Here is a 14407-nt window from a genome sequence, read left to right on the forward strand (position 1 = left end):
TTTTTTATGCCGAGGGGTCGACCTTTTGAGGGGGCATGAAATCGGGGTCTAATACTTTTCCCGAGAAGTGAACGAGCAGAATTGGACCCCCGAAGCATCGACACTTTGAGGGTACCGTTTCCTGCGGTTTTGATGCTGGAATCCTGCGATTATCCCGTCGAAAAATGTGGATGCTTCAGGGGTCCAAATACGCTCGTTCACTTCTCTGGAAAAGTATTAGACCTCGATTCACGAGGGGGCTTCCTACCGTGGCAGGCGAATCGTAAAGCGGCTACCGACGCCCTCGACCGAGGTCACGCCAATGGCGCCGCCATGGCTATCGACAATCCACTTAGCAATGGCAAGCCCCAGGCCCGAGCCCTGCGCGCCGGCATCGCGTGCGTTGTCGGCGCGGTAGAACCGTTCAAACGCGTGAGCTGCGGACTCCTGGTTCATACCGATACCCTCGTCCTCAACACTTATGTCGATCGCGCCCGTGCCCGTATCGGGAGTTATGGCAAACGTGACGGTCGTTCCCGCGTTCGAATACTTGGCGGCGTTCTGCACGATCACGCGCAGAGCCTGCTTCACAAGCGCCACGTCGACAGGTGCGTCGCAGCGCGGATCGTTGGCAAATGCAGCGTCAAAAGTCAGCCGATATGTGTGCCCGGCATCAATCATCTGCGATTCCTCGCACACTTCGCCGGCCAGTGCGGCCAGGTTGGTATGCGCACGCCGCAGGACCGTGCGCCCGGCATCGCCGCGTGCCAAAAACAGCAGCTGCTCCACGAGCTCCTGCATATGCTCGCTTTCGGCCTTGAGGGACGCGATGGATTCCGCCAGCACGTCCGGGTCGTCTTTGCCCCAGCGGTCGAGCATGTTTACGTAGCCCTGAATCACCGCGATGGGCGTGCGCAGCTCGTGGCTTGCATCGTTGACAAAGCGCATCTGCTGCAGCTTGGCCTCTTGCATCTGGCGCAGCAGCCGGTTGAGCGCGACCTCGATGCTTGCCAGGTCGGCGTCGCCGGTGGTGACGCTCGGCGAGTCGACACTCGCGCGCTCGATGGCCTGCTCCAGTGTTTCCATCTTGCCGCCGGAGAGTTGCATGCGGCCGAGTTCGTCCACGCGCAGGGCCAAGTCGTTGAGCGGCGCCATGGTGCGACGCACGTGCCTCGCGCCGCCGAGCATGTTGAGCACGCTGATGACCTGCCAACCCACAACGACAAAGTAGAGAGGCCATAGCGCGACGAGGTCCTGCGCGAGGGGGAAGGTCTTGGTGGTACGCGCAAGTTCGACGGTATAGGTGAGCGTTGTCAGGTCCCAGTCGCGCGCGGGCTTCAGCGACATGCCGTGAACGGCGGCGCTGGGGATCCATCCTGCGGTAAACGCGCCTTCGGGCAGCGTCTGGTTGTATCCATAGACGAGGATCGCCGCCGCAATCACCATCAGCAGCAGATCGAGCCAGACGTAGCTCATCAGGCGGCGCCATATATAGCTCCAGTTGATGGCGCGGGCGATGGAGGTGACACGCTTGGCCTCGGCGTTACGCACGGCAGACATAGCCCACCCCGCGCACGGTCTGGATGATGCGGGCGCCGCCGGCGTCCTCGATCTTGGCACGCAGGTGCGCGATGTGCACGTCGACGTTGTTGGTGTCGCCCACGTATTCGTAGCCCAGCGCCTCGTGCGCGATGCGCTCGCGTGTGAGCACGGTTTCGGCATGTGTCATAAGCAGGGCGAGAACGTCGAACTCGCGGGCCGTGAGCGCGATGGGCGAGCCGCCGACCGTGACTTCGCGGCGGTCGGGGTCGAGCACGACCGAGCCCACGGTGAGCGCGGCGGGGGAGGGCGCGACGGAAGCCTTGGTCGACTTGCTGACCGGGGGCACCGCAGCGGCGTCGCCGCCCGCGCCGCCCGCCATGCCCGCCCCAGCGCCGGCGCCACCAACGCCCGAAGCCGCCCGCACGGCCTCCGCGCGCTTCAGCGCCACGCGAATCCGTGCGAACAGCTCCTCAATCGCAAACGGCTTGGTCAGGTAATCGTCGGCACCGGCATCGAGGCCGGCCACCTTGTCCATCACGGCATCGCGCGCGGTGACCATAATCACCGGCACATCCTTGTGCTTGCGGACACGCCGCAAGACCTCCATGCCGTTGAGCTGCGGCAACAGCACATCGAGCAGAATCAGATCGTAGTCGTGCTCCAGCGCCAGGTCCACGGCGGTGCGGCCGTCGGCGGCGTGCTCCACCTGGTAGCCCTCGTGCTCCAGCTCGAGCGTCACAAAGCGGGCGATTTTCTCCTCGTCCTCTACAATCAGGATCTGTGTCATGCGTGTCCCCGTCTGCGATTACTTGTCGTCGTTCAGGTTTTGCTTGATGTCGTCCGCGGCGTCAGCGGCGTGATTCATAAGGTTGTTGATGCTGCCGGGCACGTCGCCGTCGCTATCGATGCGGTAGCGCATGCCAAAGAACAGGCCAATCAGCATGAGCCATATCGTGGCGCCCCAGGCAAACAGGGCGACGATGGGGATCAGGATGGGGATGTTGAGGATGATGGCGTCGCGGCGCGTGGCGATAAACTTGGTGTCCAGGCTCAGGCGGAAGAGCTTTTTGAGGTACTCCCACACGCTGTCCATCTTCTTGGAAAAGTCAGTCTTTTCGCTCGACTTCTCGTAGGCTGCCTGCGCGGCGACCATCTCGGCCGAGGGTTCATCGGCCGGCTCGGATTCGGTGGCGGCGTGCGCCGATGTGGTCTGGGTCTTGCCTTGCGACTCGAGCCAAATGATGGCATCCAGAACGTTGCCGTCGGTGGCGTCGAGCGCGGCCTTGGCATCGGTGTAGCTCACGTTGCACTTGGTGCGGATGGTTTCAACTTTTTCGAGGTCGTCCATGACCTGTCCTTTCGTTCGATGGGCACGACGCCAGGCGATCTGCCCGGGCGCGAGCGTTGCGTTCGGCGATCTGCGTTGCGCGGCGCCGCCCCGCCCTTGGTCGAACTTTATAGTGCAGGTTATAGATTAAGCGATTCTTGAGCCAAGATTAATGTTGGATGAGTTTTTGGGTGGTGTGAGGGAGGAGCGGAATGTGTCCATTGGGTTGCGCGGGGGAGAAACGACTCGCCTTTTGGACTGCTGCCGACGAGGTCTAATACTTTTCCGAGAAGTGAACGAGCTAAATCGGACCCCCGAAGCATCGACACTTTAGAGGTGCCGTTTCCTGGGGTTTCGGTGCTGGAATCCTGCGATTTTGCCGACGAAAAATGTGGATGCTTCAGGGGTCCAAAAACAGACGTTCACTTCGCGGAAAAGTATTAGACCTCGATAGCGGGGGATGGGGTGCCGGTGCAAAACGGCGTTAAGGGTTGGTCGAGCAGGTGGTTTTCAGGCGACTGGGACATGGCGGGCGGTTGATCACCTATACTGGTTGGGCTCAACTGGAGAGGTGATAACTAGTTATGAAATCAATCAATGTTGCAGCAGCGGTTATTCAGAAGGACGGAAAAATTCTGAGCTGCCAGCGCAGCTATGGCGAGTTTAAAGACGGCTGGGAATTTCCGGGCGGCAAGCTCGAGCCGGGCGAGACCGGCGAGCAGGCAATTGTGCGCGAGATTCAAGAAGAGCTCGAGGTCACGATCGGTAACCTCGACTATCTTTGCACGGTCGAACACGATTACGAGACGTTCCACCTGTCGATGCAGTGCTACCTAGCTACCATTCTTTCGGGGGAGTTCAAAGAGCATGCTCACGAGGATATGAAATGGCTTGATACCAATAACCTGTGGGATGTCGATTGGCTTCCGGCAGACGTTAAAGTCGTTAAGGAGCTCGAAAAGAAACTCGGGCTTATGTAAGAAAGGGGCGGGCGCCACATGGCGGCCCGCTCTTTTTTACTCGGCCTCGCTCAAATCGCTGAGCATAAACTCGTAGATGTCCTGTCGTACAGGCACATTGAGCTCATATTCGATTTCAACGGCGTTGTCGCCGCTCTTAGTTTTAATAGCTTCGAACTCACCGGTCGGATGCATTTCGCCTAAGAAATAGAACTCCTTGCCACCCTTATCGTCCTTATTCTTTCGCATAAACAAATACGTTTTCAGGCCGTTTTCCGGCCATACCTGCAGTCGCAGAATCTCGGGAGAGTTGAGCGTACGGTTGCCCTTGGAGATTGCGATAAGCTTGCTCGGCGAAACAAAGCGATCTTCATACTGAATTGACTCACTAATGTCGGGCGCCTTGTCATAGTTAATAAACACAGGGAATGTATTGGTCTTTTCGTCGTAAAAATAGCCGCCAAGATTTTGGCCGTTGATGTTCTTTTCCCAGTTCATCAAGCGGCAAACCTCTTCGTACGTGTACTTGGCGTTGAGAACGAAATTTGTGTTTTCGTACGTCTCGGCATAGTCGAGTCGGTTGCGCGCGATACCAAAATCCAGCACCTCAAGAATCTGACGTTTGAACTCTGCGTTGCGCAGAGCGGTCGCAAACACTTCGGTCAGACGAGGTCCGGTTCCATCGTCAATGAGCAGGGAAACGAAATCCTTAGGAGTGGCAAAGTCGCCCTTAAGGACTGCGATTGCCGACCTAACGGCGCTGTCCTTAAGCTGTGCGCGGTAGTTCCTAAGCGCAGCCTCGCGCATATGCCGGTAGCCCTCGTGTCCGGCTTCGACGAGCGTTTGAAGTAAATAGAGGTCTTCGAATCGCTTGCCCGCGGCAAGTTTTTGAGAAATAAATTTGAGAATCTTGGTTTGATCAGAGGAAAATTGAACCGTGTAGTCCGGCTCGTATTTGGAAAGAAATACGTGGTAGGAGCCCAGGCCGCTATTCTTGAAGATAAGCAGCGGATCGATGGAGCCGTTACGATCAAATTCGAGCAGCGAGGGAATCTTGCCGAGTTTTTGGCGCAAGTCGAGATATTCGTTTTTCAAAAACCTGACGGAGGTGAAATCGCCGCCGTCGATGGCCTTGTAAATGCGTGCCTCGGAAATACGATCGAAGCTCACGGTCGAGCATCCGGGGATCGCCGAATCGCCCTCTTGAACAAGACGGCGCAGGCGGTCTTTGTTATATGTCTTGTCACCCGAAAGCGCGATGGGCACCAGGAAGTTGCTCTGGTAGTTGCCAATAAAGTCGAGCACCAGTGCGTATTCCTTACCATCATTCAAGCGCAAACCTCGTCCGAGCTGCTGAATAAAGATGATTGCGGAGTCGGTGCGTCGAAGCATGATGATTTGATTGAGCGAGGGTATGTCGACGCCTTCGTTCATGATATCGACCGAGAAAATGTATTCGAGCTCGCCGGCTTCAAGTCGGCTGATCGCGGCATCGCGGACCTCATCGGGATCTTGACCGCTAATCGCAACCGTTCGATATCCGAGAGCGTTGAATTTGCGTGACAGTTCCTTGGCCTCGGCGTTTCGATTGCAAAAAATTAAGCCCCTGCGATTGCTTTTGGTGACGCTATATTCTTCGATCTTCTCGGTGATATGACGCACGCGCTCGTCGGACGTCAAGCGCCCGAACAGGGCGATATCTTCGACCGTTTCGTCGTCAATCTCCAGATCGTGAATGCCAAAATAATGGAAGGGGGCAAGCATCTCCTCGGCCAAAGCGTCCTGCAGCGTGATCTGGAACGCGATGACGTGATTGAAAAGAGCAAAGACGTCATAGCCGTCGGTGCGATTGGGTGTAGCGGTCATGCCCAGATAAAACCGAGGCGTAAAGTGCGACATGATGGATTGGTAACCCTGGGATCCCGTGCGGTGGGCCTCGTCGATGACGATGTAGTCGAACTCATCGGGACGGAAATCGCTCAGATGTTTGGCGACCGAAGAACACATGGCAAACACGCAGGTAGCATTGCTTATATTCTTGCCAGTTTGATAGGTGTCGAACGTATAGGTACTACCTAAGAGGCGTTCGTAGCTTGCGCGGGAGGCGTCGATAATGCGCCGGCGGTGCGCAAGAAAGAGGACGCGCCGGGGTTTAGTTGCGAGCACGTCGAACGCCGAAAGGAAGGTCTTGCCGGTGCCGGTTGCCGAGACCAGCAGGGCGCGGGTCTCGCCCTTGCGGTGGATTACGCCGAGCGCCTCAAGGGCGCGCTGCTGCATTTTATTGGGCTTGATTTCTTCGAGGTCATTCTGCGCCGGCGTTTCCGCAGATCTGAATGTCGGTTTCGATTTGGGCTTTGGCGGACGTGCCGATCGATATGCGGCATAGTTCTCAATCCAGTCTTGGGAAAGCAAAACGGTTGAGGTGTCGTTCCACAACGAATTGAACTCGCCCCTCAGTTCGCCGAGCAGGCGACTGTTCTCGACAGTCTGGTACAGCACGTTCCACTCTTTATTGCAGGTGAGGGCAGCCTGCGTCATGTTGGAGCTGCCGATGATAACCATGCTGGTCTCGCCCTTATCAAAAATGTATCCCTTGGCATGCAAATTACCCTGGAATACGCGAACTTCCATGTTGTCGTATTCCAGGAGTTTGCGAAATACATCGGGTGAGTTGAAGTTGAGATAGGTGGACGTGAGCAGCCTGCCCTTAATGCCACGCTGTTTGAGCTCCTGGAACGCCTCGACCAGGATTTGAAGACCGCCGTCTGCAACAAACGCTACGCAAAAGTCAAAGGAGCTGCAGGTTGAGAGCTGCTCTTTGATAACGGATAGTAGTGTTCCGCCTGTCGCCTTCGAGTTGGCGATGAGCTTGGGTGAATCGTTCTCGCGTGCAAGCGAGTCGAATTCAATATCAATCTGCTGCTGCGTAGTCATCCCGGCCAAACCTTTCGAAAGACTATGTTGGCGCCAGGATAACAGATCGATCGTTCGTGTTTTGGGCATATGACGGTATTGATTGCCGGCTTTGGTCTGAGGGGCGCGGTTTCTCCATTGATGTCCGCACGGCATGTGACACTTACCCTGCCGCCCTGCTCTGCCGCGGCGGCATGTGCCCAAACAACGGCCCTCTAAGGAGTCCGATATTGATGAGTGATAACACCAAGCATCTCGCAAAGAAGTGCGTTAAGGACGCGGGGCCGTGCCTCGCGCTGTGCGTGGTCGGCGCAGCGGTCGCGCTGTTGGCTGTTCTGGGACCATTCGACGTGCTCCGAAGTGCCGGTTCTCTGCGCGTTTGCATGGCCCTTGCCGGCGCTATGATGACCGGCGGCGTGCTCGATCTGATTTTTTGGGTGCTTGATCCGTTTGGATGGAAGAACGAGGGGTAAGCCCTAAGGGATGGAAGGGCTGGAACGGTTGGCTTAGTGATCGTGCAGAATGTGGGCTATCTATTTACGGGGAAGTGGTAATCCGATGACGGTCTATGTGACGGGCGATATTCACGGCGGCGTCGACATGCAAAAGCTGCGCGACTGGGATCTTGGGGATAGTCTGACGAGCGATGACTATCTGATTGTCGCGGGCGACTTTGGCTTTCCGTGGGATTTCTCTGCCGAGGAATGCATCGATATCGCCTGGCTGGAATCGCGTCCCTATACCGTGCTGTTCGTCGACGGCAATCACGAGCGTTTCGATCACTGGGCGGAGCGTCCCATGGAGCTGTGGCACGGTGGGCTAACGCAACGCCTGTCGGATACCTCTCCCATACGGCGCCTGACGCGCGGCGAGGTTTTTGAGCTCGACGGCTCAACGATCTTTACCATGGGCGGCGCCACGAGCGTGGATAAGGAATACCGCATTCCCTATTCCAGCTGGTGGCCACAGGAGCTGCCGGACGAGCGCAACTTTGAGGAGGCGCGGACAAAGCTCGACAGCGTGGGCTGGAAGGTTGACTACGTGGTCACCCATACCTGCTCTACGCGCATGCTTTCGCCCACGCTCTATCCGGGGCCTGGCTGGAATTACCCCGCCGTTGATCGGCTTACGGCATTTTTCGATGAGCTGGAAGACCGCTTGGACTACAAGCGCTGGTACTACGGGCATTTTCATCGGGATGCCAACCCTGCCGAGCGCCATACCGTGCTCTACGACTGCATCGTTCGCTTGGGCGACGAACTCCAGCCCTGGGACGTTGCGTAGGGGCGAGGTATTTGGCTACTCGGCCGTTACAGCGATGTTCTCGCGGTGCGCGCGGATGACATTCCAGCTAAAGTGCTCGATCAGCTGCTCGGCAGAGCGCGGCGTGGTGTCCGGCGCGATGCCCGTTTGCCCGGCGAGCCATCCCAGCAGTGCCTCGGGCGTGCCAAAGCGTGCGCGTAGCTCGCCCAGGTCCAGATCGCGGTCGCGCTTGGAAAGGCGGCGGCCGTCCGGCGACATGAGCAGCGGAATGTGCGCGTAGTGCGGCGTGGGAAGCCCCAGCAGATGTTGCAGGTAGATTTGGCGGGGCGTAGAGCCCAGCAGGTCGCATCCGCGCACGACCTCGGTGACGCCCATGGCAGCGTCGTCGACCACCACGGCTAGTTGGTAGGCAAAAACGCCGTCGCTGCGGCGCACCAAAAAGTCGCCGCACTCGGTGGCGAGTGCCTCGCATTGGGCGCCGTACGTACGGTCCACAAATTCGATCACGTCGCCGGTGAGGTCATCGACGGTAGGCACGCGCAGACGCGTGGCCGGGGCGCGCAGAACGCTGCGGCGGGCGATCTCTTCGACAGAAAGGTTTCGACAGGCGCCGCGGTAGATGGGCGTGCCGTCGCTGGCATGCGGCGCGCTCGCGGCGTGGAGCTCGGCACGCGTACAAAAGCAGGGATAGGTGAGGTCGGCGTCATTCAGCCGGCGCAAGGCGCTTTCGTACAGGTCCAGACGATCGTGCTGGTAGTAGGGGCCTTCGTCCCACTCAAGCCCTAGCCAGGCCAGGTCGTCAATCAATTGAGCGGCAAGTTCCGGGCGCTTGCAGCGATCGTCCAGGTCCTCGATGCGCAACACGATGCTGCCGCCTTGGCTGCGGGCCGAAAGCCACGAGCACAGGCAGCTGAACACGTTGCCCAGATGCATGCGGCCCGAGGGCGACGGGGCAAAGCGACCCACGACAGGTACGGGAACGGAGGCGGGCGGCGTTGTTGGCGCGTTCGCGGCGGGCGTTGCTATGTTGCGTGCGTTGATATCCATGCGGACGAGTATAGCGCGGGGCGCGATGGGGAGGCGTCACTGTGGTCCGCAAGTTGTCGAGGCCCCGCATTGCGTATGGTGGGCCGCAGGCTCGGTGCTTTGATTCCTGTCGATCAACTCAGTACCTTAGACAACAGAAACCCCGGCAGCTCTTCGCAACTGCCGGGGTTTCCGCGGAAAAGGGGGACATGATCCTCGAGCGAACGGCAAAGGGGCAAACCGGTTTCGCTCAACTGCTTTATGCCCCTCGGCTGGCGGCTCAATCAGCGCGTGCCGCGCCCACACAAAGCTGCTACACCTGTGACGGAGCTGTGAAGTGGTATCTATTGCTGGCGCGGGCCATGCCAAGGGTGTCCCTCATGACTAGTCATTTAAGAACGTCCCCAATGACTACCCAATGATTAGCTGCTGGCGGCAGGCATGACTTTCATCCCGTTTGGCGCTCCGGTCGCCTAGATGTTCGTCATGTGTACCCGCAAACGTGGGACAATGGCGCTGTTGGTTTTACAGACAAAGGATGTGCCTATGAACGCCCCCGTTGCCAATGCTTGTCGGCAGCGCTGCCCGTTTGCGCGATTTGCTTCCATTTGCGCACTCGTCGCGTGCGTGCTGCTGCTGTTGCCCGCCGTTGCACGTGCCGACGGGTATTCCATGACCCAAACCTATATCGGTGCCACGGTTGAGGCCGATGGATCGCTGACCGTTGTCGAGGGGCGCCAGTTTGATTTCGACGACGACATCAACGGCGTGTATTGGGATATCAATACGGGCACCAACCAGCAGGGTGGTACGGCGGGTGTCGATGTGCTGAGCGTCGAGGAAGATGATGCCGCGTTTAGCAGGGTTGACTATGCAAACAAAGGCGACAACGGCGTCTATACGGTTGAGCAGTCCGACGGCGGCGTAAAGATCAAGGTGTTCAGCCCCCACGAGAGCGGTGACAGCGCGATCTATTACGTGAGCTACACCATGACCGGTGCGGTTATGAACTGGTCCGATACCGCCGAGCTCTACTGGAAGTTTGTGGGTGACGGCTGGTCTGCGGACTCCGATGACGTCGAGATGGAAGTTTACTTCGCAAATGCCGCTGCCGGAACGGCGGCCGTCAAGGGCGATAACTTCCGTGCATGGGGCCACGGTCCGCTCACGGGCGACGTGTCGCTCGACGCGGACGAGCCCATGGTCACCTATACCATACCCTGCGTGCATCAGGGCGAATTCGCCGAGGCACGCATCGCCTTCCCCAGCGATTGGGTGCCGCAGCTCGCCGCCTCGGGCAAGGAACGCATGTCGACAATTCTGAGCGAGGAGAAGGCGTGGGCCGAGGAGGCCAACGCCCGCCGCGCTCACGCCCGCATGATCGCCAATGCACTTGCCGTGGTTAGCGTTGTCGCGGCGGTGGCCTTTACCGGCACGATCGTCGTGCTCAAGTTGCGCAAGCGCAAGCCCAAACCGCTGTTCCAGGACGAATACTTCCGCGACGTGCCCTCGGCCGACCATCCCGCCGTGCTTTCGGCCCTCATGAGCTGGAACGAGGTGCCCGATCAGGCATATATCGCCACACTCATGAAGCTCACCGACGATCGCGTGATCAAGTTAGAGGAGGCAATCGCGACCAAGGGCAAGAAGGGCCTGCTCCGTCGCGAAAAAGAGGAGCAGACGTATCGTGTGACGGTGAGCGATGCGGGCTGGAAGTCGGCCAAGGGCATTGACCGCATGGTGCTCAAGGTCTTCTTTGCCGGTGCTAAGCCCGACGAGAACGGCGATCGCTCGCGCACGTTTGACGAGCTGCAACACTATGTTAAGCAGCACGCTACGCCCGTGGGCGACAAGCTCAAGGACTATCAGAGCACCGTTAAGGGCAAACTGGCCGATAGCGAGTACGTTGCCTCGGACGGCATTGTCGCAATGGTGTTTTGCCTGGTGCTTGGTACTCTGATCGCCTTTGTTCCCGTGGGATCCATCTTCTTTACCGACGGCGCACAGGTGAACATTGTCGCCGCGGTTATCTCGGTGCCGATTGTGCTGGTGGGTATTGGCGTGGGCCTTACGTTCCGCCGCCTTACGCCGGAGGGCGCCGAGGTGGCGGCTCGCTGCAAGGCGCTCAAGCATTGGCTCGAGGACTTCACGCGTCTAAAGGAAGCCGTCCCCGGCGATCTGGTGCTGTGGAATAAACTTCTGGTGATGGGTGCGGCGCTGGGCGTTTCCAAGGAAGTTCTGCGTCAGCTTGCCGAGGCCGTGCCGCCCGAGGTGCGCGAGGCCGACGGCTTCTACGACAATTACCCCTGCTACTGGTGGTACTACCATCACTACGGAAACCAGTCTCCGCTCGATTCGTTCGATGGCGTGTATCACGAGAGCATCCGTGAGCTGGCTTCGAGTTCCGATAGCTCGAGCGGCGGCGGCGGTGGTGGCTTCTCGGGCGGCGGGGGCGGCGGCGTCGGCGGAGGCGGCGGCGGAACGTTCTAGCGGTCCTAAATTATGGGATGGGCTTTTCTCGGCAGCCGTCGGGGAAAGCCCATCCCCTTTTTATGCACCAAAATGCGCCGATCTTTTACTTTTGCCCACCGCTATTTGCAGACTCCTCTATAGGGTGATGCCAGCGAGGGTTTCGGCGACTCTTTTGTTCAAGACTGTCCCCGGCGACTAGTCATTTAAGAACGTCCCCAACGACTAGGTGTGGTTGCTGCCAAGGAGTGTCCCGGGGTGCCGGCACAAAGGGGACGTCCCTAACTGCCGGTTTTAGGCTGTTAGGTCGAGTTCGTAGAGGAAGCTTTCGCGCGGCATGTCGTGGCGGCGCTCTTCGCGGCTGGCGTGGTGCGTGGCCGTGCGCTTAAAGCCGTGCAGCTCGTAGAACTTCCACGAGCAGTTGGAGTCGGTATACAGGTGCGCTCTCGACGCTCCGCGCGAGGACAGGTGCGAGACCGCGGCATCGAGCAGAACCGAGCCAACGCCCAGGCCGTGGACATCGCGATCCACGGCAAGCAACGTGACCTCGTTGTCATGCGGCAGCGGGCTGCTCTCGAGCAGGCGGTTGTTGGTCCGAATGGTGGCGCGCACAAACGAGAGATACTCGGCACAGGCATCGGGCTCCAGCTCACGCATCTGCGACAGCAATGCGCGTTCGGTATCCATCCAATGCTCCTTAACGGTGGCGCCGCTGCTTTGCCCCGCACGTGCGAGTGCAATGCCGCGCGCCTGGCCGTCGATTACGGCGACCTGCGAAAACGTCGAGGAAGAAAGGCAATAGGCGAGGTCGCACGCGGCCTCAAGGCGGTTGTACTCTTCGTTATCCGAATTGTTATGCCAAAGCTGCTGCAAGATCAGCGCGATGGCGTCGAAGTCTTCGGTATCAAACGGTCGGTAGAGAACCCGCGAGACCATAGTGCCTCTTTCTATTGCGGATGCATATCGAGCACAGTTCTACCATGCCATTGGCATCTAATTATGGTGCCCCTGTGTTCCATCAACTCACCGTGCCTAGTGGCGCTCCTGCAACCCCCGCTCGCAAGCTTTTTCTGCACATGCGCCCGTTACGGGGTGCATCGATGCGCTCGATGCGCTACATTGAATCAGTATTTTCAATGCCGCTGCGCGAGCGCTGCAGATCGACGTATCACCGACTCACAGAGCACGGCGGCGTACCAGACAGGAGGACTGCATGGGATCTGATGTGAAGATCGCACGCGCGTTGATCTCGGTTACCGATAAGACGGGCGTCGTCGATTTCGCACGGACGCTGGTTGACGACTTTGGCGTCGAGATCATCTCTACGGGCGGCACGGCTCGTGCCATCGAGGACGCGGGCGTTCCCGTAACCCCCATCGAGGAGTTCACGGGCTATCCCGAGATGATGGACGGCCGCGTCAAGACGCTGCACCCCAAGGTTCACGGCGCGCTGCTGGCTCGCCGCGATTCCGAGCAGCACATGCAGGAGGCAGCTCAGCACGGCATTAAGCTGATCGACCTGGTCGTCGTCAACCTGTACGAGTTCGAGAAGACCGTCGCCAACCCCGAGGTCACCTTCGCGGATGCCATCGAGCACATCGATATCGGTGGCCCCTCCATGCTTCGCTCTGCCGCCAAGAACGCCGCGAGCGTTACCGTCATCTCCGACCCGGCCGACTATGATGCCGTCCTGGCCGAGATGCGCGAGACCGGTGGCTGCACCACGCTTTCCACCCGTCGTCGCCTGCAGGTGAAGGTCTACCAGACCACCGCCGCCTACGACACGGCTATCTCCCGTTGGCTTGCTGCCCAGGCAAGCGACGTGGCGGACACCTCTGCCAAACTCGAGGTCTCGCTGGAGAAGGTCGACGACCTGCGCTATGGCGAGAATCCTCAGCAGAAGGCTACGGTCTACCGCTTTGCCGATGGCTGCGAGAACTCCGCGAGCTCGCAGTTCCCGCTCGTGGGCTCCGAGCAGATTCAGGGCAAGCCGCTCAGCTACAACAACTATTTGGACGCCGATGCCGCTTGGAACCTGGTTCGCGAGTTCGACGAGCCTGCCTGCGTGATCCTCAAGCATCAGAACCCCTGCGGCTCCGCCGTTGCCGAGGACATCACGGCTGCCTATGACCGCGCCTTTGCCTGCGATCCCAAGAGCGCTTTCGGCGGCATCATCGCCTGCAACCGCGAGGTTCCCTTTGAGCTGGTTGAGCACTTTGCCGATCAGAACAAGCAGTTCGTCGAGGTCATCATCGCCCCGAGCTACACCGCCGAGGCGCTCGAGCGCATGGCCAAGCGCCCCAACCTGCGCGTGCTGGCTACCGGCGGCGTGGACCACGGCGCCGAGGTGGAGCTGCGCTCCATCGACGGCGGCATGCTGGTGCAGGAGGTCGACCACGTGATCGAGGATCCCGCGACCTTTACGTTCCCCACCGACCGCAAGCCCACCGATGCCGAGATGGCCGAGCTTGAGTTTGCCTGGAAGGTCTGCAAGGGCGTCAAGTCCAACGCCATCCTGGTCTCCAAGGGTAAGGCCGGCATTGGCATGGGCCCGGGCCAGCCCAACCGCGTTGACTCCGCACTGCTTGCCTGCGAGCGCGCCGAGGACTTCTGCGAGCGCGAGGGCGTGGAGAAGGGCGGCTTTGCCTGCGCAAGCGACGCGTTCTTCCCGTTCCGCGACAACGTCGACGTGCTTGCTGAGCACGGCGTGACCTGCATCATCCAGCCCGGCGGCTCCAAGCGCGACGACGAGAGCATCCAGGCCTGCAACGAGCATGGCATCGCAATGGTCTTCACGGGCGCCCGCCACTTCCGCCACTAATGATCGTTACGCGGTTTTACCAAACCGCGTAACTGCTCGACGCTGCGCCGGCCCCAAGCACCTCATCTCGCCGCTCAAACCGTCGCTCGCGTACAGAAGTACGCATCG

At 59.3% G+C, this 14407-nt stretch carries 11 protein-coding genes; 5 read left to right on the forward strand and 6 right to left on the reverse strand.

Annotation, left to right across the window (positions count from 1 at the left end):
- Nucleotides 1-243 precede the first annotated feature (243 nt).
- The 3 genes from ACTQ40_RS02955 to ACTQ40_RS02965 are packed head-to-tail and all read right to left on the reverse strand — an operon-like array spanning nucleotide 244 to nucleotide 2869.
- A complete protein-coding gene (locus ACTQ40_RS02955; RefSeq protein ID WP_441563303.1) occupies nucleotides 244-1539 on the reverse strand; it encodes a sensor histidine kinase in 1296 nt (431 codons plus the stop codon).
- Complete coding sequence (locus ACTQ40_RS02960; protein WP_441563304.1) at nucleotides 1523-2308, reverse strand: response regulator transcription factor; 786 nt, start codon at nucleotides 2306-2308, stop codon at nucleotides 1523-1525. The genes ACTQ40_RS02955 and ACTQ40_RS02960 overlap by 17 nt, the downstream gene beginning before the upstream one ends.
- 18 nt (nucleotides 2309-2326) lie before the next feature.
- Nucleotides 2327-2869: a DUF4342 domain-containing protein gene (locus ACTQ40_RS02965; RefSeq protein ID WP_441540194.1), complete on the reverse strand. Its 543-nt coding sequence runs from the start codon at nucleotides 2867-2869 to the stop codon at nucleotides 2327-2329.
- Nucleotides 2870-3432: 563 nt separating this feature from the next.
- On the opposite strand from ACTQ40_RS02965, the gene ACTQ40_RS02970 reads away from it, so the two are divergent.
- A complete protein-coding gene (locus ACTQ40_RS02970) occupies nucleotides 3433-3828 on the forward strand; it encodes a (deoxy)nucleoside triphosphate pyrophosphohydrolase (protein ID WP_441563305.1) in 396 nt (131 codons plus the stop codon).
- 36 nt (nucleotides 3829-3864) lie between these two features.
- Here the strand turns inward: ACTQ40_RS02970 and ACTQ40_RS02975 are convergent, their stop codons facing one another.
- On the reverse strand, nucleotides 3865-6741 hold the full coding sequence (locus tag ACTQ40_RS02975; RefSeq protein WP_441563306.1) for a DUF3427 domain-containing protein: 2877 nt from the start codon (nucleotides 6739-6741) through the stop codon (nucleotides 3865-3867).
- A gap of 212 nt (nucleotides 6742-6953) precedes the next feature.
- Between ACTQ40_RS02975 and ACTQ40_RS02980 the strand changes: the two genes are divergently transcribed.
- Together ACTQ40_RS02980 and ACTQ40_RS02985 are read left to right on the forward strand one after the other, a co-directional pair.
- On the forward strand, nucleotides 6954-7193 hold the full coding sequence (locus ACTQ40_RS02980) for a hypothetical protein (protein WP_427748078.1): 240 nt from the start codon (nucleotides 6954-6956) through the stop codon (nucleotides 7191-7193).
- A gap of 85 nt (nucleotides 7194-7278) precedes the next feature.
- Complete coding sequence (locus ACTQ40_RS02985; protein ID WP_441563307.1) at nucleotides 7279-8004, forward strand: metallophosphoesterase; 726 nt, start codon at nucleotides 7279-7281, stop codon at nucleotides 8002-8004.
- Between the two features lie 15 nt (nucleotides 8005-8019).
- On the opposite strand, the gene gluQRS is transcribed toward ACTQ40_RS02985, so the two are convergent.
- Entirely contained in the window at nucleotides 8020-8916 is an 897-nt protein-coding gene (gene gluQRS / locus ACTQ40_RS02990) for a tRNA glutamyl-Q(34) synthetase GluQRS (protein ID WP_441563333.1), read from the reverse strand.
- Nucleotides 8917-9555: 639 nt separating this feature from the next.
- Between gluQRS and ACTQ40_RS02995 the strand changes: the two genes are divergently transcribed.
- The gene (locus ACTQ40_RS02995) at nucleotides 9556-11499 is read left to right on the forward strand and encodes a DUF2207 family protein (RefSeq protein ID WP_441547341.1); all 1944 of its coding nucleotides are present in this window, start codon (nucleotides 9556-9558) and stop codon (nucleotides 11497-11499) included.
- 273 nt (nucleotides 11500-11772) lie between these two features.
- Here the strand turns inward: ACTQ40_RS02995 and ACTQ40_RS03000 are convergent, their stop codons facing one another.
- A complete protein-coding gene (locus ACTQ40_RS03000; RefSeq protein ID WP_441016056.1) occupies nucleotides 11773-12414 on the reverse strand; it encodes a GNAT family N-acetyltransferase in 642 nt (213 codons plus the stop codon).
- A gap of 277 nt (nucleotides 12415-12691) precedes the next feature.
- Between ACTQ40_RS03000 and purH the strand changes: the two genes are divergently transcribed.
- The gene (purH, locus tag ACTQ40_RS03005) at nucleotides 12692-14299 is read left to right on the forward strand and encodes a bifunctional phosphoribosylaminoimidazolecarboxamide formyltransferase/IMP cyclohydrolase (protein ID WP_441563308.1); all 1608 of its coding nucleotides are present in this window, start codon (nucleotides 12692-12694) and stop codon (nucleotides 14297-14299) included.
- Nucleotides 14300-14407 lie beyond the last annotated feature (108 nt).

The organism is Collinsella sp. Sow4_D11, from assembly GCF_052116465.1.
Lineage (GTDB): Bacteria > Actinomycetota > Coriobacteriia > Coriobacteriales > Coriobacteriaceae > Collinsella.